Annotated in this window: 21 protein-coding genes; 5 read left to right on the top strand and 16 right to left on the bottom strand. The window is 52.3% G+C overall.

Features of this window, described 5'->3' with window-relative positions; all coding sequences use genetic code 11:
- Window positions 1-11: 11 nt before the first annotated feature.
- On the bottom strand, window positions 12-422 hold the full coding sequence (locus BQ5462_RS02460; RefSeq protein ID WP_071141863.1) for a MerR family transcriptional regulator: 411 nt from the start codon (window positions 420-422) through the stop codon (window positions 12-14).
- A gap of 318 nt (window positions 423-740) precedes the next feature.
- Here BQ5462_RS02460 and BQ5462_RS02465 point away from each other — a divergent pair, with 318 nt between their 5' ends.
- From BQ5462_RS02465 to BQ5462_RS11600, 3 genes are all read left to right on the top strand, one after another.
- Complete coding sequence (locus BQ5462_RS02465; protein WP_071141864.1) at window positions 741-1,901, top strand: iron-containing alcohol dehydrogenase; 1,161 nt, start codon at window positions 741-743, stop codon at window positions 1,899-1,901.
- An 88-nt stretch (window positions 1,902-1,989) separates the two neighbouring features.
- On the top strand, window positions 1,990-2,568 hold the full coding sequence (locus BQ5462_RS11595; protein ID WP_071141865.1) for a helix-turn-helix domain-containing protein: 579 nt from the start codon (window positions 1,990-1,992) through the stop codon (window positions 2,566-2,568).
- Window positions 2,538-3,410 (top strand): IS3 family transposase, encoded by an 873-nt coding sequence (locus BQ5462_RS11600; RefSeq protein WP_407923320.1) that lies wholly within the window; start codon window positions 2,538-2,540, stop codon window positions 3,408-3,410. Before BQ5462_RS11595 ends, BQ5462_RS11600 begins: the two co-directional genes overlap by 31 nt.
- 74 nt (window positions 3,411-3,484) lie before the next feature.
- On the opposite strand, the gene BQ5462_RS02480 is transcribed toward BQ5462_RS11600, so the two are convergent.
- The 12 genes from BQ5462_RS02480 to BQ5462_RS02535 all read right to left on the bottom strand — a co-directional run bounded on the left by BQ5462_RS02480 (window position 3,485) and on the right by BQ5462_RS02535 (window position 15,926).
- Complete coding sequence (locus BQ5462_RS02480; protein WP_235819556.1) at window positions 3,485-4,414, bottom strand: LysR family transcriptional regulator; 930 nt, start codon at window positions 4,412-4,414, stop codon at window positions 3,485-3,487.
- 221 nt (window positions 4,415-4,635) lie between these two features.
- On the bottom strand, window positions 4,636-5,487 hold the full coding sequence (locus BQ5462_RS02485; protein ID WP_071141866.1) for an aldo/keto reductase: 852 nt from the start codon (window positions 5,485-5,487) through the stop codon (window positions 4,636-4,638).
- A gap of 11 nt (window positions 5,488-5,498) precedes the next feature.
- Window positions 5,499-5,948: a flavodoxin family protein gene (locus BQ5462_RS02490; protein WP_071141867.1), complete on the bottom strand. Its 450-nt coding sequence runs from the start codon at window positions 5,946-5,948 to the stop codon at window positions 5,499-5,501.
- A 139-nt stretch (window positions 5,949-6,087) separates the two neighbouring features.
- Complete coding sequence (locus tag BQ5462_RS02495; protein ID WP_071141868.1) at window positions 6,088-7,083, bottom strand: aldo/keto reductase; 996 nt, start codon at window positions 7,081-7,083, stop codon at window positions 6,088-6,090.
- Between the two features lie 14 nt (window positions 7,084-7,097).
- Window positions 7,098-7,715, bottom strand: coding sequence for a flavodoxin family protein (locus BQ5462_RS02500; protein ID WP_071141869.1), 618 nt, complete (start codon window positions 7,713-7,715; stop codon window positions 7,098-7,100).
- 156 nt (window positions 7,716-7,871) lie between these two features.
- Window positions 7,872-8,258 (bottom strand): acyl-CoA thioesterase, encoded by a 387-nt coding sequence (locus tag BQ5462_RS02505; RefSeq protein ID WP_071141870.1) that lies wholly within the window; start codon window positions 8,256-8,258, stop codon window positions 7,872-7,874.
- On the bottom strand, window positions 8,255-8,848 hold the full coding sequence (locus BQ5462_RS02510) for a GDSL-type esterase/lipase family protein (protein ID WP_071141871.1): 594 nt from the start codon (window positions 8,846-8,848) through the stop codon (window positions 8,255-8,257). The genes BQ5462_RS02505 and BQ5462_RS02510 overlap by 4 nt, the downstream gene beginning before the upstream one ends.
- Window positions 8,849-8,861: 13 nt before the next feature.
- On the bottom strand, window positions 8,862-10,070 hold the full coding sequence (locus tag BQ5462_RS02515) for a M20 metallopeptidase family protein (protein WP_071141872.1): 1,209 nt from the start codon (window positions 10,068-10,070) through the stop codon (window positions 8,862-8,864).
- Between the two features lie 208 nt (window positions 10,071-10,278).
- Window positions 10,279-10,812 carry an anaerobic ribonucleoside-triphosphate reductase activating protein gene (gene nrdG / locus BQ5462_RS02520; protein ID WP_071141873.1) on the bottom strand — a complete coding sequence of 178 codons (534 nt, stop codon included), beginning with the start codon at window positions 10,810-10,812 and terminating at the stop codon, window positions 10,279-10,281.
- A gap of 12 nt (window positions 10,813-10,824) precedes the next feature.
- On the bottom strand, window positions 10,825-12,951 hold the full coding sequence (gene nrdD, locus BQ5462_RS02525; RefSeq protein WP_071141874.1) for an anaerobic ribonucleoside-triphosphate reductase: 2,127 nt from the start codon (window positions 12,949-12,951) through the stop codon (window positions 10,825-10,827).
- 324 nt (window positions 12,952-13,275) lie between these two features.
- A complete protein-coding gene (locus BQ5462_RS02530; RefSeq protein ID WP_071141875.1) occupies window positions 13,276-14,466 on the bottom strand; it encodes a M20 family metallopeptidase in 1,191 nt (396 codons plus the stop codon).
- 41 nt (window positions 14,467-14,507) lie between these two features.
- Entirely contained in the window at window positions 14,508-15,926 is a 1,419-nt protein-coding gene (locus BQ5462_RS02535) for a YfcC family protein (protein WP_071141876.1), read from the bottom strand.
- A 182-nt stretch (window positions 15,927-16,108) separates the two neighbouring features.
- On the opposite strand from BQ5462_RS02535, the gene BQ5462_RS02540 reads away from it, so the two are divergent.
- The gene (locus BQ5462_RS02540) at window positions 16,109-17,032 is read left to right on the top strand and encodes a LysR family transcriptional regulator (RefSeq protein ID WP_071141877.1); all 924 of its coding nucleotides are present in this window, start codon (window positions 16,109-16,111) and stop codon (window positions 17,030-17,032) included.
- A 12-nt stretch (window positions 17,033-17,044) separates the two neighbouring features.
- A complete protein-coding gene (locus BQ5462_RS02545; protein ID WP_083378043.1) occupies window positions 17,045-18,379 on the top strand; it encodes an acetyl-CoA hydrolase/transferase family protein in 1,335 nt (444 codons plus the stop codon).
- 126 nt (window positions 18,380-18,505) lie between these two features.
- Here BQ5462_RS02545 and hgdB read toward each other — a convergent pair whose 3' ends face one another.
- The 3 genes from hgdB to hgdC are packed head-to-tail and all read right to left on the bottom strand — an operon-like array spanning window position 18,506 to window position 21,907.
- Window positions 18,506-19,645 carry a (R)-2-hydroxyglutaryl-CoA dehydratase subunit beta gene (gene hgdB, locus BQ5462_RS02550; protein WP_071141879.1) on the bottom strand — a complete coding sequence of 380 codons (1,140 nt, stop codon included), beginning with the start codon at window positions 19,643-19,645 and terminating at the stop codon, window positions 18,506-18,508.
- A 2-nt stretch (window positions 19,646-19,647) separates the two neighbouring features.
- The gene (gene hgdA / locus BQ5462_RS02555; protein WP_071141880.1) at window positions 19,648-21,081 is read right to left on the bottom strand and encodes a (R)-2-hydroxyglutaryl-CoA dehydratase subunit alpha; all 1,434 of its coding nucleotides are present in this window, start codon (window positions 21,079-21,081) and stop codon (window positions 19,648-19,650) included.
- Window positions 21,082-21,109: 28 nt separating this feature from the next.
- The gene (gene hgdC, locus BQ5462_RS02560; RefSeq protein WP_071141881.1) at window positions 21,110-21,907 is read right to left on the bottom strand and encodes a (R)-2-hydroxyglutaryl-CoA dehydratase activase HgdC; all 798 of its coding nucleotides are present in this window, start codon (window positions 21,905-21,907) and stop codon (window positions 21,110-21,112) included.
- Window positions 21,908-21,920: the final 13 nt, after the last annotated feature.

Genomic DNA, 21,920 nt, shown 5'->3' on the forward strand with positions numbered 1-21,920 from the left:
TCCCTTCAGTCTCATTCCTGCCCTTCGTCCTCTTCCGGCAGAAGATTGCTTGTGTATTTGATTTTTCCCGTCTGGACGTCCTGATAGAATTTCTCTTTTTTCTCGATATATTTGATGGACTGTTCCACCTGCCGGATCTGGGCTTTTAAATCCTCCTTCTTTTTCTGGAGCATCGTCATCCGTTCCGGGATGGATTTTTTCCCTTCCAGGCACATGACCATATAATCCCGCATCTCCTTGATACCCATCCCGCAACCTTTCAGGCATTTCAGGCTCTTGATCCAGCCTACAGCCCGATCATCGAAGATCCGCCGGTTCAGCCGATCCCGTTTCAAATTGGGGACCAGTCCTTCGTTGCAATAGAATTTCAATGTTTCATAAGGTAATCCGGATGCCTCGCATGCCTGTTTCATGGTGTACATTACCGCCATCTCCTTTTGTTATTAATTAATTTTTACTTTAGCATCCGGTGCGAACAACCGGTCAAGGGGCTTTTCAAGGCCCCATGCCGATTCATCAGTACCAAACATCGGGAAAGTGGAGAGTCCTTCGCCCCGATGCATCTTCTATTATAAAGAAATCCTTCTCATACAGAAGATTCCCCTGATTAACAGGCACGAACCTTCAGGTTTCTACTGAAGGTTTCACAAAAAAAATCTTGACCGGTAGCGACTCCCGGGTACTACAGTGATAACAGCGAAAGCAAAACCACACAGACTTTACAGAAAGGAACATCCATCATGAATCCATTTACGTATGCGTATCCTGTCAAGACTTATTTCGGGAAAGGCGCTGCTGCCCAATCCCTGCCCGGTGAGCTGGCCAAGGTCGGACCCAATGTACTGCTGGCTTACGGAGGCGGTTCCATCAAGCGGAATGGTGTCTATACCCAATTGACCCAGCTGCTGGAAGCCGCCGGAAAGACAATCGTGGATTTTTCCGGAATCATGTCCAACCCCACCTACGAAAAAGTCCAGGAAGGCGCCCGCCTGGCCCGGGAAAAGAAAATCGACTTCATTCTGGCTGTGGGCGGTGGTTCCGTCATCGACTGCTGCAAAATCGTCTCTGCCCAGGCCCTCCTGGACGAGGATATCTGGGACTATGAATACAGCAAGAAACAGGTTCCCAGCCAATTTATCCCCATGGGAGCCGTGGTCACGGCCTTCGGAACCGGAGCCGAAATGAACAACGGGGCCGTCATCACCCACGAAGCCAAAAAGAGCAAGTCTCCCCTGACCGGTTCCTACTATCGGTTCGCCATCCTGGATCCGGCCTATACGCTGACCATGCCGCTGGAACAGGTGATTTCCGGTGCTTTCGACTCTCTGAGCCACTGTATGGAAACCTACCTGGGCAATCCTCGTACGGTCAATCTTTCGGATGAAATCAACGAAGCCTGCCAGCGGAATATCATCCGCAATATCCGTCAAACCCTGAAGGATCCCCAGGATATCGAAGCCCGCAGCGAACTGGTATGGGCCGCCGCCATGGCTGAAAATGGCATCCTGAAGATCGGGAAACAGGGCGATTTCCAGTGCCATATGCTGGAACACCAGCTGGGAGCCTACACCAACTGTAATCACGGCAGAGGCCTGGCCGTACTGCATCCGGTACTGTACCGGCATTATCTGCCGTCTGCTGCGGCGCAATTCGCCCGTCTAGCAACGAATGTATGGCAGATCCCTGCCGAAGGCAAGAACCAGGAAGCCCTGGCAGAAGCCTTCCTGGAAAAGCTGGCCGCCTTCATCAAAGAAATCGGCCTGCCCACCAATTTCCGGGAGCTGGGCATCCCTGCGAACACCGATCTGAAAGCGGTAGCTGATACCACCATCCTGACCGGTGGATGCTGCAAAGCCTTCAGCCGGGAAGAACTGCTGCAGGTACTGGAAGAATGTAAATAAGTACATAAAAAATAAGGAGTTGTGAATGATTTCTGAGCTGACCCCCAATTGTTAGACCAAAAATCTAACAATTGGGGGTCAGTTTTTTATGGCAAAATACAGCTATGAATTTAAGAAAAAAATAGTACTGGAATACTTGAACAGTGACGAAGGGTGTATTTCTATTTCACGTAAATATGGGATGACAAGCAGCAGCCAGCTGCTAAAGTGGGTTTCTGCTTACAAGGCATTTGGAGATAATGGACTGAAGAGATCCCGCTCTCAAAAAATATACTCTTTCAAAGAAAAACTTTCTGTGGTAGAGTCTTACTTAACAAATGAAATCTCATATCAGGAACTGGCAATTCAAGTAGGGATCAATAATCCATCCATGATTGCCAGATGGGTCAACGAATTCAAGATTGCGGGGCCGGAAGCGTTACGGTCACATAAAAAAGGCAGGAAGAGAACTTTGAACAAATCTCAAACCAAAAAAACAGATACCCAGGTTCAGCAGCCGATGGTCGACATCAGTGTGGAACATGTCCAGGAGTTAGAGGATGAAAATCTTAAACTCCGTATAGAGAATGCTTTTTTAAAAGAACTGAGGAGACTGCGTTTAGAGGACGAAGCAAAAATGAGAGAGTTGCGAAAATCATCTCCAGTCTCCGAAGATCATTCAAATTGAAAGACCTTCTCTCCTATACTCAAATGCCCAAAGCGACCTATATGTACTGGCAGAAACGGTTTGACCGCGTGAATCCAGACCAGGAAGTAGAGGATAAAATACAGGAAATCCGCAGCCAGCATAAAGATTATGGATATCGGTGCATGACCGGTGAGCTGAAGAATCAAGGGATTTGCGTGAACAAGAAGAAAGTTCAACGTATCATGCAGAAACTGAGCCTTCAGGTAACATCCTTTACCCGGAAAAGCCGTAAATACAGTTCCTATAAGGGTAAGGTAGGGACCATTGCTCCGAATAGAATACATCGTCGTTTTGAGACGAATATCCCACATCAGAAGATTACGACCGATACTTCAGAATTCAAATATTATGAAGTAGATACACAGGGACATCTGACCCTGCACAAGCTTTATCTGGATCCTTTCCTGGACATGTTCGATGATGAAATCATCAGCTATGGAATAGCCAAACGTCCTTCGGCTGAAAGCATACTGAAAGCTCAAGCTGAAGCAATCGAAATTACTGCTGATTGTCCATATCGAAGAACGTTTCACTCCGATCAGGGCTGGGCATACCAAATGAAGGCCTATACCAGGAAACTAAAAAAAGAACGAATTTTTCAGAGCATGTCTCGAAAGGGTAACTGTCATGATAACGCTGTAATGGAAAACTTTTTCGGCTTAATGAAACAGGAAATGTATTATGGAGTGATCTACTACAGCTACGAAGAACTAAAAGCCGCTATCGAACGATACATCAAATACTATAACGAGCAAAGGATCAAGGAAAAACTGGGCTGGAAAAGTCCTGTTCAATACAGGCTTTCTTTGCTGGCAGCATAAAAAAGTAACGAGACAGTAAAAACCATCTCGTTACTAAGGTCTAACTTTTTGGGGTCACATCATTCCACAGCTCCTTATTTTTTATCCTTTTTCTGTCCGATGCCCAGCACCGTACGCAGGGCTTTCAGGAAATGCTTGACCGCTTCCGACGGCTGGGGGTTATACAGGATGCCATAGGGCATTTTATACTCCCAGTCCACAGTGCGGCTGGTCAGCAGGGGATGCGTGTTTTCCCACATGGGAAAGCCCACCAGCAGTTCTCCCTGGTTCACGCAGTTATTAAAGATTTCCAGGCTGTAAAAGGGGAAATTCCGCACTTTGATTCCCGGATGGTTCACCGTGATATCCCCCCGCAGTTTGTCCATCTGGCTGCTCCAGCCGGGCTGGATCATACACAGGGTCTGTCCCTCCAGATCCTCCCAGTGGAGCAGGGATTTCTTCGTCAGCGGGTGCATCACCGACATATAGATTTCCATGGGCTGATCCTGCAGGGGAAAGCCGGTGCAATAACTGTGTACATGGAACATGCCTTCATCATATACCCCTGCCACAACATCGATGTTCTGCCCCAGATTTTTCAGGATTTCCCGGGCATTGGCCGGTGTATTGTCATAGGGCACCAGATGGAACTGGATATCCGGACTCACTTCCTGGAGACTGGGCCACAGGTCCAGCAGGAAATCCACAGGTGTCATGGGACTGGCCCCCAGGCGGATCACCTGATGTTCCTTTTCCCGGGCTGCCTGAGCCCGCTGAATGGAATCATCGCAGTACTGTACCAGATATTTGGCATCCTGGAGCAGAGATTCCCCGGCCGTAGTCAGGGAAAGGCCTCTGTGAGACCGGTTAAACAACCGCAGATCCAGGGTATTTTCCAGCAGGTTGATCTGCTTGATGACCGCCGGAGGAGAGATGAACAGCTCCTCGGCCGCTTTATTGAAACTTCCCGCTTCTGCTACTTTGAGAAACGTCAGGAGCTGGGGATTGTACAAGGGGTTTGCCATATTGTTTCATCCTTTCTAAGATCCTCTATACTCCTTATTCTCTCCGGTAGTAACTACTTCCTTCTTTTTCAGCAGAATTTTCCGGTGGAAACGGTCAGAATCAGAATCATCCCGAATATGACCTTGAAGGTATATCCCTGCACTTCCATTCGGAAGCGATTCATAAAGCACATGATTTTCTCCTTTCTGTTATGAAAAAGGCTGCCTGCTAGGCAGCTTTTTTACGCGTGGATTTTCCAGTAATGCAGGTTCCGGATGAAAGTGGGATTGCTGACATCCACGATTTCACTGTGTCCAAGATCCAGAGAGCCTACCTGGGCCATTTCCTCTTCCGTCAGCTGGAAATTCCAGATATCCAAATTCTGTTTCATATATTGGCAATGGGTGGTTTTCGGGATAACGGAAATCCCCCGCTGCACATTCCAGCGCAGAGCCACCTGTGCCGGTGACTTGCCATACCGTCTCCCGATTTCCGCCAGCAGCGGATGGGAGAAAATGCCGAAATTTCCTTCTGCCAGGGGTGCCCAGGCCTGGGGCTGGACCCCATATTCATTCATGGTGGTCAGAGCCATTTCCTGGGTAAGGAACGGATGGATTTCCACCTGGTCCACAGCCGGACGCAGCGTGACGCTTTCACAGAAATCGGTTAGCTGGGCCGGCGAAAAATTAGCTACACCGATGGCCCGGACTTTCCCTTCCTGATAGGCATCCTCCAGGGCTCTCCAGGCACCCATGGTATCTCCCAGAGGCTGGTGCAGCAGATACAGATCCACATATTCCTGGTCCAATTTTTCCAGAGATGTCTCAAGGCCTTTCTGGGCATTCTCATACCCATAATCCTGCAGCCACAATTTGGAAATGAGAAAGATTTCCTCCCGGGGAATCCCGCTTTTCCGGATGGCCCGGCCCACAGCTTCTTCATTGCCGTAGGCCGCTGCCGTATCGATCATCCGATAGCCGGCCTTCAGTGCCCCCCAGGTGGCTTCTTCACATTCCTGTGGATCCGTAATCTGGAAAACACCGAAGCCTTCCAGCGGCATGGTGATTCCATTGTTCAAGGTTACTTCTTCCATACTGTGTCTCCTTACCGGATTTTGGCCGCCAGTGCCTTTGCCTCTTTCTGATTGGTGGCCATCCCTTCGTAGGTCAAACCATACAACCGGGCAAAACGATCCATGGTATAATCTCCCGCTTCCAGCATCCATTTTTCCGGTGCAGCTCCCTGGAACAGGAAGAACAGTTTCCCTTTCAGGCTGCCTTCTTCCACAGGGCCATAAAACCGATCCAGCAGCGTACGGACGGATCCGCAGATATTATGCCAGTATACCGGAGAACCAATGACCAGCACATCTGCTTCCCGGATCCGGTCCAGGACTTCTTCGAACTGATCTCCCGGCAGTTTCTGCCCAAACACATTGATCCGATACTCCACCAGATTCAGGGTCTTGTACTCATATTCTTTCAGTAGCGTCTGTGCCAGGGCTGCCGTGTTTCCATTGGCTTCCGGACTTCCATTGATAAATAAGATGTTCATATCTACTCCAACCTTTCTTGCTTGTTTTTCTGTGTTGCTTCGATTATAAAAGAAAACAGGCTGCTGCAGAAGTTTCTCTCCGGCAACAGCCTGTAACGTACAGGTTATCAGTGTCTAGTACGCTGTCGATACTTCCTGTTCATTTGGAAACGAGCTTGCTGCCTCCGAACACCGGCAGTTCCATCCGGTTCAGTGCCCGGTCGATCCGGCTGATTTCCTCCGGAGAAAGGACCACCCGGGCCGCTTCGAAGTTCTCTTTCAGGCGGGAAACTTTCCGGGAGCCGGGGATGGGAATGATATACGGTTTCTTGCAGAGCATCCAGGCCAGGGACAATTGCCCCATGGAAACCTTTTTCTGGTTTGCCAGTTCTTGGAGCAGCTCCAGGAGCTGTTTTCCTTTTTCCTCTCCTTCTGCCGTAAACTGCGGCATCTTGGAACGGTAATCCTTCTTATCCGTAAACTGACCGGCCTTCGTGTATTTTCCTGTCAGGAAGCCGTTGGCCATGGGAGAAAAGGCCACAAAAGAAGCTCCCAGTTCTTCACATACCGAGAACAGGTTTTCATGCCAGCGAGCCATCATGGAGTACCGGTTCTGGATGGCTGCCACCGGACAGACCGCATTGGCCCGACGCAGATAGTCCTCATTGGCTTCTGAAATTCCCCAGGCCCGGATCTTGCCTTCTTTTATCAGCCGGGCCATGGTATCCGCCACCACTTCCGGTTCCACAACAGGGTCGATCCGGTGCTGGTAATACACATCCACATAATCCGTGCCCAGCCGTTTCAGGCTGCCTTCCAAGCTTTTCCGGATGGCTTCCGGCCGGGCATCGGTGCTCAGAGATTGATCCGGATTGATCCGGATCCCCATCTTGGTGGCGATGACCACCTGCTGGCGTACCGGCGCCAGGGCCTTGCCCACCACTTCTTCGTTCCAGGATAGTCGCCCGTCAGCCAACGTCCCTTTATAGACTTCAGCCGTATCAAAGAAGTCGTATCCCATTTCCTGGGCCTGGCGCAAAACCGTGATGGTTTCCTGTTCATCCATGGCATAACCGTAGGCATGGCTGAAACCCATACAGCCCAGCCCCACCGGATTCACCCAGATACCGCTTTTTCCTATCATTCTTTTTTGCATATTGGACACCTCTTCTAGCGAACAAAATTGGTAAAATGGGGGACTTCTTTTTTCGGCAGACCATATTTTTCCTTCCCCAGGGCAATGCTCTTCATCAGGAAACTCATATTCCGGGCCAGCGTCCGCATGGTCTGGAGTCCTTCCGGATCCTGCAGGGCCTCTCCGGGCATCTGCCCATGGACACTGTTCCAGTACTGACTGGAAGCCAGTGGCATGCCGCATAAGGTAAAGAACTTATTGAGCTCATCAAAGGTGGCTGACAAACCGCCGCGACGGGCTACCACCACACTGGCTCCCACCTTCATGGTCTTGTCAAAATGGGTGCTGTAGAACAGCCGGGTCAGGAACGCTACTAGCGTGGCATTGGCCTGGGCAAAATAGACTGGGCTTCCTACCACTACACCATCAGCTTCTTCCAGAAGGCCGGCCGCCCGATTCACCAGATCGTCAATGATACATTTCCCGGTCCGATAGCAGACCCGGCAGCCCAGACAGCCTCGGATGGGCTGATTCCCCACCTGGAGCCATTCCACCTGGATATTTTCCTGATCGAAGATTTTCCGCATCTCATCCAAAGCAAGGAACGTATTCCCTTTATTATGAGGAGAACCGTTGATCAATAAAATTTTCATGTAGTACCGATCTCCTTTATTCCAGTATAGATAAGATTTTGCTTTGCTTTTACACTATACCGGAAAATGGTCGGAACCAGAAGTTTCCATTGCCTAGAGGGATGAAACCTGGAGGTTAATAGAAACAAGGAGCTGTGATTGATCACAGCTCCTTGTTTACAGCGTCCGCTCTATTTTTTTCGGTTTTCCTTTTTCATCCAGAGAGACATACACAAACAGGGCATCCGCTGCCCGAATGAGTTCCTGGTCTTCCTGTTCCGGCTCCAGCCAGGCTGTCACTGCCACATCCAGAGAGGTATGCCCCACCCGGACCACACGTCCCTCCAGCTGAAGGACCGTGCCATAGGGGATGGGCACGTAAAAATTCATGGCCTTCACCGCAGCCGTAGTCACCCTTGTCCAGGTAAACCGGTGGGCTGCAATGCCGCTCACTTCATCCATCCAGCCCATCAAGGTGCCTCCGAAGAGATTCCCGGCAGAGTTGGCCATTTTCAGCATCACCGACCGGGTCATGATCACCGGTGCCTTGGGATCCCGGGTCATGCCTTGTCCTTTTGGGTCTCATCCAGCAGAGCCACAAAGGCATCGGCAATGGCCCGGTACCCTTCCGGTGTGGGATGGAGCCCGTCTTCGAACACAGAGTGGCCAGCGGCCTTTTCCGCGTCGCTGAGCACCTGTTCATAATCCAGGGTGGGCAGGTTCCGGCGGGCTGCTTCTTCCTTCAGCCACTGCCGGTATTCCTTCAGCACGGCGTTGTGCTTTTCGAATTCGCTGGGCAGCTGCCAGCCCTTTTCCGTGCTCTCGATGCGGGTAAGGGGCGGCAGCCCGATGAAGATCGGATCCAGTCCCGCCTTTTCCGCCTTGTCGAAGGTACCTGCCATGTTTTCCTTCACCTTGCTCAGGGGATCATCCAGCAGGATATCGTTCATGCCACAGCAGATGAATACGCCGTCCGCCTTTTCATCCACCACGTCCATGTTGAACATCCCCCACATGACCAGGGTCAGCTTGCCCCCGGCAGCGTTATTCACCACCTCGAAGCCTCGCTTCCTGGAAGCGATGTCATACCAGGTATCGGACAGTGTCACGTTGGTACAGCTCACCAGGCTGTCACCGATAAATGCCAGTTTCATTGAAATTCTCCTTTTAGTCCTTTTGGGTAAAATCCACGCCCTTCTGCAACGCATCCAGGGCATTGATCACCACCTGGCTCATGAGCTTGGAGCCCACCACCAGGGCATTTTCATTGGGGCACATCTTGGCGTTGTGCAGGCCGTGGACGGGCTGGCCTTCCGTGCCGCACCCCAGCCACAGGAAGGAACCGGGGATATCCTGCAGATAGAAGCCGAAATCTTCGGCCGTCAGGTCCGGTACCACATGGGCTGCCAGCCCGTTTTCGCCCAGGACCTGCCGGGCCGTATCCGCCACCAGTTTCGCCGGTACCGGCCAGTTGTCCAGCACCGGATAGCCATAATAATAATTGAATTCATACTCCACCCCGGCAGATTTCTTCAGTCCATCCAGGATGCCCTGGATGAACTCAGGGATGTTCTTCCGGTTGGTTTCGTCCAGGGTGCGGATGGTGCCTTCCAGGGTCACTTCATCGGGCACCACATTGTACCGGGACCCCCCGTGGATGGTGCCGATGTTGATGGTGGCCGTGGCCAGGGGGCTCACCCGCCGGCTGACGATATGGCTTACCTGTTCCAGGAAATCAGCCGCTGCCATAATGGCATCGATGCCTTCCTGGGGATGACCAGCATGGGAGGTCTTCCCTTTGATCACCACTTTGATCCGGTCGGAACCAGCCATCATGGCACCGGGTTTCACGCCGATCTGGCCGCACACGTAGTTGGGCCAAACATGGAGACCGAACACGGCCTTCACATCCTTCAGGAACCCATCCTTAATCATATATCGAGCACCGCCGGTGGGAGCCAGTTCTTCCGAAGGCTGGAACAGGATCCGCACACTGCCCTGGATCTCGTCCCTCCGGCGCAGCAGCCGCAGGATGGTTTCCAGCAGGGTGGTCATATGGATATCATGGCCGCAGGCATGCATCACACCAGGATTCTGGGATGCATAGGGCAACCCGGTATCTTCCTTGACGGAAAGAGCATCCATATCCGCCCGCAGCGCCACCATAGGACCCGGTTTTCCGCCTTTGAGGGTGGCAGCCACTCCATAATGGCCCTGTCCCCGGACCGGATCCAGGCCCAGTTCCTCCAGGATCGAAAAGATTTTCTCCGAAGTATGCTGTTCTTTCGTGCTCACTTCCGGATGTTCATGGAACCACCGGCGCCACTCCACACATTGCGCTTCCAGTTCATCTTCCGTCATAGCCAATACGTCCATCCAAATCCCCTCCTATATTGATACAACATCAGAAAAAATGATCCAAAATCAACAAGCCCATTGTACCATTTTCCCCAACATTTGAAAACAAAAAAGAAGGATTGTTTACACTTGGTTGAAAATTGGCAGACAGGAAATTCTTCCGTCAACACTTCCCCCTGATCATGGACAAAACAAGGGGGTGTGATTTTTTCACACCCCCTGGCATTCATGCGTATTCCTCTCCGTCCCACAAAACGATGCTGCCCGTTTCCAGAGACCTGGGTACGTTGATGATCCGCTGGTTTTCGCTGCCCTTGAACCGCAGGTTCAGGTTCTTTTTGCTTTCCACGAATTCCCCGTCCACCAGCACATCCAAGTACCCCAGCATCTCCCGGGTAATGGCTGGATCGCCCAGTTTCCCGGCCAGCATGTCATGGTCGAACAGATAGCCGCTGTAACACCAGATGGTCTTTTTCGGATAGCGCTCCCGGATATGACGGAGCACGCCCACCAGTACCTCCTGGTTGGCCGGTTCGAAAGGTTCCCCTCCCAGCAGGGAGAAGCCCCGGATGTAGTCCGGTTCCAGGTCTTCCAGGATCTCTTTCAACTGGTCCTGGGTAAAGGGCTTGCCATATGCGAAGTCCCAGGTTTCCTGGTTGAAACATCCTTTGCAATGGTGGGTACAGCCGCTGACGTACAGGGAAACCCGTACGCCTGGGCCATTGGCCACATCCACTTTCTTGATGGTCGCGTAATTCACGAAAAAGCCTCCTTACAGATGCAGAACCCTTGATTTGATTTCTTTGGTCTTGCCCACGTTCCAGAAGTTTTCACCCAGGTAGCCGCAGGTCCGCCGGGTCACGTTCATCTTGGACTGATCCTTGTTGTGGCATTGCGGGCATTCCCATTCCAGATTGTCGTTGATCTGGATTTCCCCGTCGAAACCACATACCTGGCAGTAGTCGGATTTCGTATTGAATTCGGCGTACTGGATGTTGTCGTAGATGAACCGGACCACGTCTTCGATGGCAGTGGGGTTCTTCTTCATGTTGGGGATTTCCACATAGGAGATGCAGCCGCCGGAGGAAATGGGCTGGAACTGGGATTCAAACTTGAACTTGCTGAATGCATCGATGGGTTCCCGTACATCCACATGATAGGAATTGGTATAGTAGCCCTTGTCGGTGATGTCTTTGATGGTACCGAACCGTTCCTTGTCGATCCGGGCGAATCGATAGCACAGAGATTCTGCCGGAGTCCCATACAGAGCGAAGCCCAGGCCGGTCTTGGCTTTCCAGTCATCACAGGCCTTGCGCAGCCGTTTCATCACCCGCATGGCAAATTCTTCACCCTCAGGAGTGGTGTGGCTGACGCCCTTCATGGCCTTTGTGCATTCGTACAGGCCAATGTAACCCAGGCTCAGGGTGGAATAGCCGCCTTCCAGCAGCTTGTCGATGGTCTCGCCCTTCTTCAGCCGGGCAATGGCACCGTTCTGCCAGTGGATGGGGCTCACATCGCTGCGGATCCCCTTCAGGGCATTATGGCGCACCATCAGGGCATCGTAGCACAGATCCAGCCGTTCATCCAGCAGTTTCCAGAACTTGTCTTCGTCGCCATTGGCAATGATGCCGATCTGGGGCAGGTTCAGGGAAACCACGCCCTGGTTGAACCGGCCTTCGAACTTGTAGTTGCCATCCTTGTCCTTCCAGGGAGACAGGAAGGAACGGCAGCCCATGGGAGAGAACACATTGCCCTGGTAGATTTCCCGCATCTTCTTGGCAGAAATATAGTCCGGGTACATCCGTTTGATGGAGCACTTCACAGCCAGTTTGGTCAGGTAATCGTACTTGCCGCCCTTCAGGCAGTTGAATTCATCCAGCACGTACACCAGTTTCGGGAAGGCCGGGGTCACATAGACACCCACTTCGTTTTTGATGCCCTCCAGACGCTGCCGCAGGATTTCTTCAATGATCTGGGCGTTTTCCTCGATGTACTCATCCTTGGGATCCAGGTGCAGGAACAGGGTTACGAAAGGAGACTGTCCGTTGGTGGTCATCAGGGTGTTGATCTGGTATTGGATGGTCTGTACACCGCTGGCCAGCTCGTCCTTCATCCGGCTGTCCAGGATGGCTTCCATCTCGTCTTCCGGCAGATCCCCATGGGTGGTCTCGATCAGGCGTTTCTTGAATTTTTCCCGGCTGCGCCGCAGGTATTTGCCCAGGTGGGACACATCCACGGACTGGCCGCCGTACTGGGCGGATGCCACGGAGGCAATGATCTGGGTCATGACGGTACAGGCCACCTGGAAGCTCTTGGGGCTTTCGATCAGTTTGCCGTGCATCACCGTACCGTTATCCAGCATGTCACCCAGGTTCACCAGGCAGCAGTTGAACATGGGCTGGATGAAGTAATCCGCATCGTGAAAATGGATGACCCCTTCGTCATGGGCCCGGGAAATCTTTTCCGGCAGTACCACCCGGCGGGTCAGGTCGCGGGAAACTTCCCCGGCAATCAGGTCCCGCTGGGTGGAGACCATGACGGCGTTCTTGTTGGAGTTTTCCTCCATCACGTCCTTGTTCTTGTTGCTGATCAGGCTCAGGATGGAATCATCCGTGGTATTGGCCTTGCGGACCAGGGCCCGGTTATACCGGTAGATGATATAGGCCTTGGCCAGTTCATACCGGCCCCGGATCATGATCTGTTTTTCCACCATATCCTGGATATCTTCCACCAGGAGTCTTTTCTTGTTCTTATGCTCTACGAAAGATGCAATCTCTTCGATATCTTCCTGCGGAAGCCGTTCCTTTTCCTCCACAGCCTTGTTGGCTTTCGATATGGCTTTGACGATTTTGCTCCGGTCGAAAGAAACCGTAGAGCCGTCTCTTTTGATAACCTTCATAGCCGCTCCCCTTTCCTGCAATCCCTTGTTTTCTCTAATCGATAATGACTATTTTATTAAAGCCGTTTTCAAAATGGCTTCGAAAAATCTTTTATTATCATACAATACTTTCCCGTTTTCCGCAAGGGAAATTACTACATATTGTGTTTTTCCATTCAATTTAAACGACAAATACACAATAGACAGTATGTGTATTCTCATAAGACATCTGTTACAGTTTTCGGTTTCCCATCCATTTCCAGACTTTTCCTACTGGATCCAATCCTGAAAAAAAGACGGAAGAAAGGGCTTCTTCCGTCTAATCGATAATTTTTCTTGTTTACATTATTTCTGTTCTTCCGCCAGACGTTCCTTAAATTCCTGTTGGATGGCCTGAAGTTCTTCTGGCTGGTGAACCAGTTCCAATACCGTGGATGCCAGGATTTTCGCCCCATAGACAATGGCTTTATGGGCATCCGTTGTCTTCCCCGCATCAAGGAATTCCTGGGAATGGGCCGTTGCTCCTTTCTCAACGAATGCCACCCGGATGCAGGACCCCGGCACCCGGTGCATGACATTGGCAAAGTCCGTGGAACCGGTCTTCTTGCGAGGGGGCTGGCAGTTGGGGGCTCCCAGGATCCGGGCATATTTCATCAGCAGATCATTCAAATGGAGATTGGGAATCTTGTTATCCAACACTTTCGTTACCTTAATTTCGGCTTTTGTCTCCGTCATCATAGCAGCGCCCTGAAAGATTTTTTCCAACCGGACCATCAGAGCCCGTACGGCACTGACTTTATCTGCCCGGACCAGGATTTCTGCCCGGGTCAGGCTGGGAACTACATTGGCCGGAGTCCCGCCGGTATCGAGGATATTATAGTGCAGCCGCACATCGTCAGCCACATGTTCCCGCAGACATTCCATACCATGGAAGGCCAGGCACATGGCATCCAGGCTGCTGCGTCCGGACTCCGGTTGCAGAGCCGCGTGTGCTGCGATTCCGTGATAGGCCAGATTGTACTTGGCAATGGCCAGGCATTTGATATCGGTCTGGGTAGCAGGTCCCCCATGCATCATCAGCGCTGCATCCAGTTCCTCGAACGTACAGCCATTCTGAATCATCAGGTATTTGCCGCTCAGATTTTCTTCAGCCGGTGTCCCATATACGGTCAGGGTGAAAGGTTTGGCCCCGGCAGCCTTCTGGATGGCTACAGCCGCTCCCAGGATACACGGTCCCTGCATGTGGTGACCGCATCCATGACCCATCCCTGGCAGAGCATCATATTCGCACAGAAGACCCAGATTGGGTCCTCCCTCCCCGTTCTTCCAGATGGCTCGGAAAGCAGTAGGAAGTCCACCCACTCCTTGTTCCACCTGAAATCCGTGGGCTGTCAGATAATCGGTCAGCAGACGGACGGCAAAGAATTCATTGGGCCCGATTTCCGGATGATCGAAGATGGTATCTGCCATTTTCGTCAGGACCGGTTTCTGCTCATCCACACAGGCATTTGCCTGGTCAATTTGCTGTTCCAGCATGTTCTCTTCTCCTTTTACACTTGTGACTCTGTACAGCTCCATCACAGGGGCCCCAAATGGATCAGTTGGGCCACAGAAGCCAGGACGCACCCCATCAGCAGCCAGATCAGGAACAGTTTCCACATAAACCGCATCCACCGGTCATAGGGAATGTTGGTCACCCCCAGTGTCCCCATAAGGGCCGTGGACGTGGGCAGTACGTAATTGCAGAAGCCATCGCCAAAATTAAAAGCCAGTACGGCTGTCTGCCGGGTCACGCCTAAAACATCGGACAGAGGGATCATAATGGGCATCACAGCCACCGCCTGGCCGCTACCGCTGGTCAGGAACACATTGATCAGCGTATTGGCCAACACCATACCGGGTGCGATGATTCCCGCCGGCAGTCCGTCCAGCAGGACAGCCATAGCATGGACGATGGTATAGGTGATTTTCCCGTCGTTCATGATGGTGCTGATGGCCGTGGCCATACCGATGATGTAGGCGGCTCCCAGCATCTGTTTGCTGCCGGCAATGATATCCTTGCACATTTCATTGGGACTGGCACCGCTCAATAAGTCAGCTACCACCGCATACACCAGAAAACCGGCAGACATTTCTGCCATGCCCCAGCGCAAAGCAATGGCTCCGTAGATGATCACTCCAAAGGTCAGGACCAGCAAGGCAAGAGGAATCGCTTTCTGACGGGTCATTTTCCCCGTTTCTTCCAGATCCATTCCTCCAGTGGTAGCCCGGGTCTCCTGATCCAGATCATACATGGGACTCTGTTTGGGATCAGCCTTGATTTTCCGTGCATACCGAATCAGGTAGATATTGGTGATCACATAATATATTGCGAAACAGATGGCCCGATACCACAGTCCGGAATACAGGGGCAGATCTGCTATAGTCTGGGCTACCACCGTGGTATACATATTCAGGGTACCGGTGGCAAAGCCGATGGCCCCGCCCAACAGCAGGATGGATGCCCCGGTGATGGAATCCAGTCCCATGGCCATGGCCAGCATCACCATCACCGGTCCGAAGGGTATGAACGTATTGGCACCCTGGGTGGTGCAGATCAAGCCGAAGATCAGGGTCAACGCCGGCAGGAAGATTTCAAGCCGATCCGAGAATTTTCTGGCTCCTATGGCCAGGATGGCCTGCAGGGAACCGGATTTTGTCACGATGTGGAAGGCAGCCCCTGCCATCAGGATCACCATCATCAGATCGATCCGCTTGTTCATAGCCTTCATGATGTAAAGGGGAATCTTCAGGGGATTGATGCCGCTTTGGGCCACATAATGGAAGGTTGCCGGATCCAGGACTTTTTTCCCCCCTGGTCCTTTGACAAAATCATACATCCCTGCCGGAATGATCCAGGTCAGAAGGACCGCCACCACGATCAATGCAAAGATGATGATGAAAGTATGAGGGAAATTGACTTTCTTTACCGCTTTCAATTTGGCTGTTGCCTCCATTTCATTCACTCCTTTTTTATACCCGCACGATTGATGATTTTATTGTAGGATAGATCATCCATCCTTTCAAATTGTTCTTTTTCATCAAAATTATAAAGTTTATTTATCATTTTACCCGGCAGGCTCCGCATCCATGGTATAATAAATCAATCAACTCCAGGAGTCTAAGGAGGCAAGCCATTATGCCCTTTAATCTGAAACAATGCCACTACCTGGTCACGCTGGCCGACTGTAACAGCTTCCATCAGGCCGCCAGGACTCTGTTCATCACCCAGCCCACTCTGAGCATCGCCATGAAAAAGCTGGAACAGGAAATGGGCCAGCCCCTGTTCCAGAAGCAGGGCCGCAAAGCCCAGCTGACGCCAGCCGGGCGGCTGGCTCTATCCTACGCCCGGAAAATGCTGCAGTTGGACAGAGAACTGGCCAGAGAGCTGAAAGCCCTGCGGCAGAATTCCCAGAGAGACCTGCATATCGGCACCTATTTGCTGTTTTCCACCCTGCTGATGCCTCCTCTCCTGGCCGCCATCCATAAATCCCATCTGCCAGTAGACCTGAAACTACACCATCGCCACGGTTTTGAACTGAAGGATGCGCTGCGCCGGGGTGAGTTCGACCTGATTCTGTGCATCCAGGACAAACCAGATCCGGAATTTTCCTGTGTACGCCTGAAACAGGAGACCCTGCTGGCCATCCTGCTGCCCGATAATCCCTGCTGCCAGCAGGCCCGTCCTCTGGAAGGCCTGCCCTGGCCCTATTTGCCTCCTGCGGCACTCTCTGGAGAGACCCTGTTTCTGCAAAGTCCCATCCAGCAAATTCGCCACCAGGAGGACCGGCTCCTGGAACAGGGTCTGAAACCCGCAGCCTGCAAAGAGATTGCCAGCATCGAAACAGCCCTCGGACTGGCCGCAGAAGGCCTGGGGATTTCCTTTACCATGAGCTGTTACGTGAAGGCCCTGCACCCAGTCCATCCGGTCCGCTATTTTGCCACCGGAAACCTGCAGGAAGCCCCCTGGCTGACTCTGTATTACCGGAATGAACTGGAAGGAGATCCTGTATTGGAGCCCCTGATCCATCTATTGCGTGAAATCGTCCAAACCATCTTATAAGGAGGCATTCTTTTGTCGCTACTGTCCGCCTATAATCAAAAAAAGAAGACCGTCCCGGAGTTGCTTTCCCTGCTCCAGGACGGTGATTATATCCTGTCCGCCCAGGCACTGGCTGAACCGGTGACCCTTTTGGAACAGTTCCCCCTGCTCCACCAATGGGGGCGGAAAAACCTGGTGTTCAATTCCTGTATGCCTGCCCGGGATCTGGCCTGGTACCATGATCCGGCCATGCGGGAAACCCTGGAACATGTCTGCTGGTTTTTCAGTCCTCCGGCCCGGAAAGCCCATCAGGAGGGGCTCTGCACTTTCCTTCCCGGGTACTCCACCAACCTGGTACGAAAGACTTTCCAACAGCTCCGCTCCCAGGGCCGCCGGCCGGTACTGCTGGCTACGGCTTCCCCCATGGATGCGGAGGGGAATTTTTCCCTTTCCATCAGCGCCCTGTTCGAGAGGGAAATCATCGATAACGGGGCCCTGGTCCTGCTGGAAGTCAGTTCCCGGTATCCCCGGACCCATGGAGATACCATCCTGCCCCTGTCCGCCGTGACGGCTTTTGTGGAAACGGACCGGCCGGTACCGGAAATGCCGAAAACGACCCTGCGGCCCGTGGACCAGGCCATCGGCACCCGGATCGCCGAACTGATCCCGGATGGTTCCACCCTTCAGCTGGGGGTGGGGCACATTCCCGATGCGGTAGCCATCCGGCTGAAAGATCGCAGGCACCTGGGCATCCATTCCGGCATGTTCAGTGAGAGCCTGATGGAACTGATCCGCTGTGGCGCTGTGGACAATTCCCGGAAAGGCTTTCATCCGGGAGAGACAGTCACAGCCTTTGCTGCCGGCAGTCAGGAACTGTACCAATTCCTCCACGAAAACAGGGACATCCTGATCAAAGGCGGATATTATACCAACGCTCCAGCTGTCATTGCCCAAAACCGCAACATGGTCTCCCTGAACACCGCCCTGGAAATCGATCTGACCGGCCAGTGTGCCGCTGAATCCATGGGGTTTACCCAGTGGAGTGCTACGGGAGCCCAGACAGAAACCGTGGAAGGGGCCCAGCTGTCTCCCGGCGGAAAATCCATCCTGGCCCTGCCCTCCTGCTATACGGCCCGGAGCCGGACCGGAGAAAAGGTCCTTCGCTCCAAGATCGTACTTTCCTTCCGGCCGGGCACCATCGTCTCCACCTCCCGGAACGATGTGGATTACGTTGTTACAGAATATGGCACAGCCTGGCTCCGGGGACAGCCCCTGGACAAACGGGCTAAAGCCCTGATTGCCATTGCCCACCCGTCCTTTCGGGACCAGCTGACAGCCGACGCCAAAAAATATGGACTGATTTTTTAATACACATAAAAAGGACCTGTCTCTTATAGGACAGGTCCTTTCCATTCGCTGGAGACTCGAGACTAGTGACTAGAGACTCAAAAAAAAGAAGGAGCTGCGCTTGCACAGCTCCTTCTTCGTATCGGCTTACAGGCTTTCTGCGAAAGCTTCCAGAGCGGTCTGGGCTTGCCCGAAGTCACGGGTCTGTTGATCCACACCGATCTTCACATGAGGAATGTGATGGGCATCCAGAGCCTTCTTCAGGTCAGGATATTCCATTTCTTCCGGATCGCAGAACTGCATCATGAAGACCACAACACCTTCAGCGCCGCTGTCTTTGACCAGCTGGCACACATGTTCAGAACGGGTGTTCTGCAGATAGGAGGGGTCATACAGCAGTACGTCGTTCTTTTGTTTGGAGAACTGTACAGCCAGTGCCTGCAGCCCGTTATCCAGGTCTTCCGGAGCATCTACTGCGAAGCTGCGGCTTTCGTAAGCGCAGTCATCAGCAGCGACTACCAGCTTGTTATCGTCCATGGCTTTCAGCAGGCCGGGCATGTTGTAGATGATACCGGAAACAACCACTTTGTGGCCATCGAACTTGCCGGCAGGAGCAGCAGCCAGTTCTTTGTTCAGTTCTTCCAGTTTGGCCGTGTATTCATCCTTCAGCATGAAGTAAGCAGCACGCAGAACGGCAGCACGGGCAGAAGCCGGAATCAGATCCGGATGTTCGTTGGCCAGTTTGCAGAATTCACGACGGGCCTGACGGCTCTTGTTGTACACTTTGATGGCATCAAGGATGGCATCATTGGTGATTTCGTGACCGCAGATTTCTTCCAGATGACCTTTCACTTCGTTGTAGGCGTCATAGGTGAATTGACGGCCGGCAGCGGTTTGACGGACCTGCGGATGGGCCAGGAAGATAACCGGCATCTTGCCGGCCATGGCGACTTTGAAGTTCTGGCTCATAGGACGCAGGGTATCGCACAGTACGGTCGTGATGATCCCGTCCAGGCCATCCAGGGTACCGTCCAGCAGCATTTCCAGGGATTGCTGGGCAACGGTGCAATAGAAGGAAGCACAGTATTCTTTGGAACGGACTTCCTGTTTGCCGTTGCAGCCCCATACACCCATGGGAACCATACCTGCAGCATAGACCAGTTCTTCCGGGCTATAGTAAGGCAGGCAGCCGATGGCTTTTTTACCCTGGGCTTTGTATTTTGCCAGCATGGTTTTCGGGCTGGCAGAGATTTGTTTGAATTCATCAAGCAGTGCACTGATAGCCATTGTTATTTCCCCTTCTTTTCATCATTTGCTTCCATGGCTTCGACCAAGCCCTGAACACGGGTCTCATACTGAGCCGCGTTGAAGTTTCTCGGGTCAGCCTGGTCACCATCGAACCCGGCAGTGGGGATACCCATGTCTTTGGTGAACCGACGCTGCATTTCAGGCATATATCCGCTCCAGGGTTTGCAGGACCGGTTGTAGTGGACCAGTACGCCATCTACCTTGTTATCGCGGATCAGGCCTTCACGCCATGCAACACCCTGTTCGATGCTGACGGAGTTAGGCGCTTTGCAGTATGCTTTCACCAGACCATCCAGGTTGTCGTATACAAATCCGAAAGCAGGCGCATACACAACACCGGTAATGTTCAGGCCGTTGGCTTTCAGCGGTTTGAACAGGTTCGGCAGTTTCGGCCAGCAGGGGATACCTTCGAACATGATACGATGCTGTTCTTTGAACGGAGCCGTGGTGGTGCCTTCTTTGACGTGCTGTTCCAGTTCGCTGGCCAGCAGTTCGAAAGCTTCAGCAGCTTCTACACGGCCACGAGCGGTTACTACATCGGCCATATGGTTGAACAGATCGAATCCGTTGAACGGAGCCGGTTTGTATTGCAGGTAATCGCAGACCTTCAACCATGCCTTGGCCGTACGGTTGGCGTTCTGGCAGCATTGTTCGAATTTGTCTTCATCGAACTTCTTGCCGGAGATTTCTTCCATTTGATGGATGGCCGTATCCAGCTGGGCACGGATGTATTTCACGTTGGATTCGTTTACATGGTCGAATTCGTTGTAGGGAACATCGATCATGATCAGGGGAATGTTATGACGACGGGCAATGTCTTCATACCATTTGGTCATGCAGTTGCAGATGTTGTTGCAGCACAGCAGGAAGTCCGGCTGAGGCATGGTCATCTGACGATATTTATGCAGGGCATTCTGCCGGCGGGTCTTTTCTTCCCCTTCGGGCAGGGCTGCGATTTCGTAGATGTTATCAACGGTCGGATACGGTTTCAGGGTCTTGGGGTCGATTACGGGTTTGCCGTTTTCATCGAAGACCTTCTTGCCGTTTTCATCTTTCATCTGTTTGCCGCTGTTGGGATTGATGACATAATTGCCATCTTTATCCATCTTGTTGGCACCCCGATAGCCGGCGGAATAAGCCAGGGAAATCCGGGCATACCCGCAGATATCGTTGTCGTATCCCATGTCTTCAGCAGCCTGGCACATCACTTCGCCGTCACGGTTGGCAGCGATACCAGCAGCCTGGTTTTCAGGATAACCTACGTGCAGACCGAAAGATTCAGCCAATTCGCAGGGGAACTTGGAAGAGGACCAGCCTACTTTTTCTCCTCTTTCTTTGGCTTCCCGCAGTTCTCTGTAAACCTTTTCAACTACATCTCTCAATGCCTGAACGCCAGGGCTTACTTTCTTTGGCATAATGATCCTTCCTTCTCTCGAAATGAAATCATGCTTGCGCTTGATTTTTTAACGCTTTTTTATACGCATACAGGGCAGCACCCAGGGCACCATTGTACTGTGCCAGCGGAGACGTCTTGATTTCCACACCAAGACCTTCTTCCAAGGCCTGTCTCACGCCATAGTTCTGGGCCACACCGCCTGTCATCACTACGTCCTTCACAACCCCCACCCGGTTGGCAAGGCCGATGACACGGCTGGCTACGGAACGATGGATCCCGGCAATGATGTCGACCTTATTCGCGCCCTTGGACAGCTGGCTGATGACTTCACTTTCGGCAAAAACCGTGCAAGTGGAGCTGATGGAGATCCGTTTCTTGGACTGGGCACCCAGCTCAGCCAGTTGAGAAACTTTCACTTCCAGAATATTCGCCATCACATCCAAAAAGCGGCCTGTCCCGGCAGCGCATTTATCGTTCATCTGGAAATTGGTCATGGCTCCGTTTTCCACATGGATGACCTTCACATCCTGGCCACCGATATCGATGACCGTATGGACGTTGGGCCACAGGAAACTGGCACCCATGGCATGACAGCTCAGTTCGCTCATCTGTTTGTCGGCAATGCCTTCCAGCGAATTGCGTCCGTAGCCGGTAGCCAGGGTAAACGCCATATCTTCCCGCGTCATGTGGGCATTGTCCAGGACTTCCTTAATAGAACGTGCGGGACCGGATGTACCGGTCCCCACGTCTACCAGGGATTTTGCCACGATGTCTTTTCCGTCTTTCAGGATAACGCACTTGGACGCCGTAGATCCAACATCGATTCCCAAGGTATAGATACTCATAAATGAATTGCCT

This window comes from Acidaminococcus timonensis (assembly GCF_900106585.1).
Classification (GTDB): Bacteria; Bacillota; Negativicutes; order Acidaminococcales; family Acidaminococcaceae; genus Acidaminococcus; species Acidaminococcus timonensis.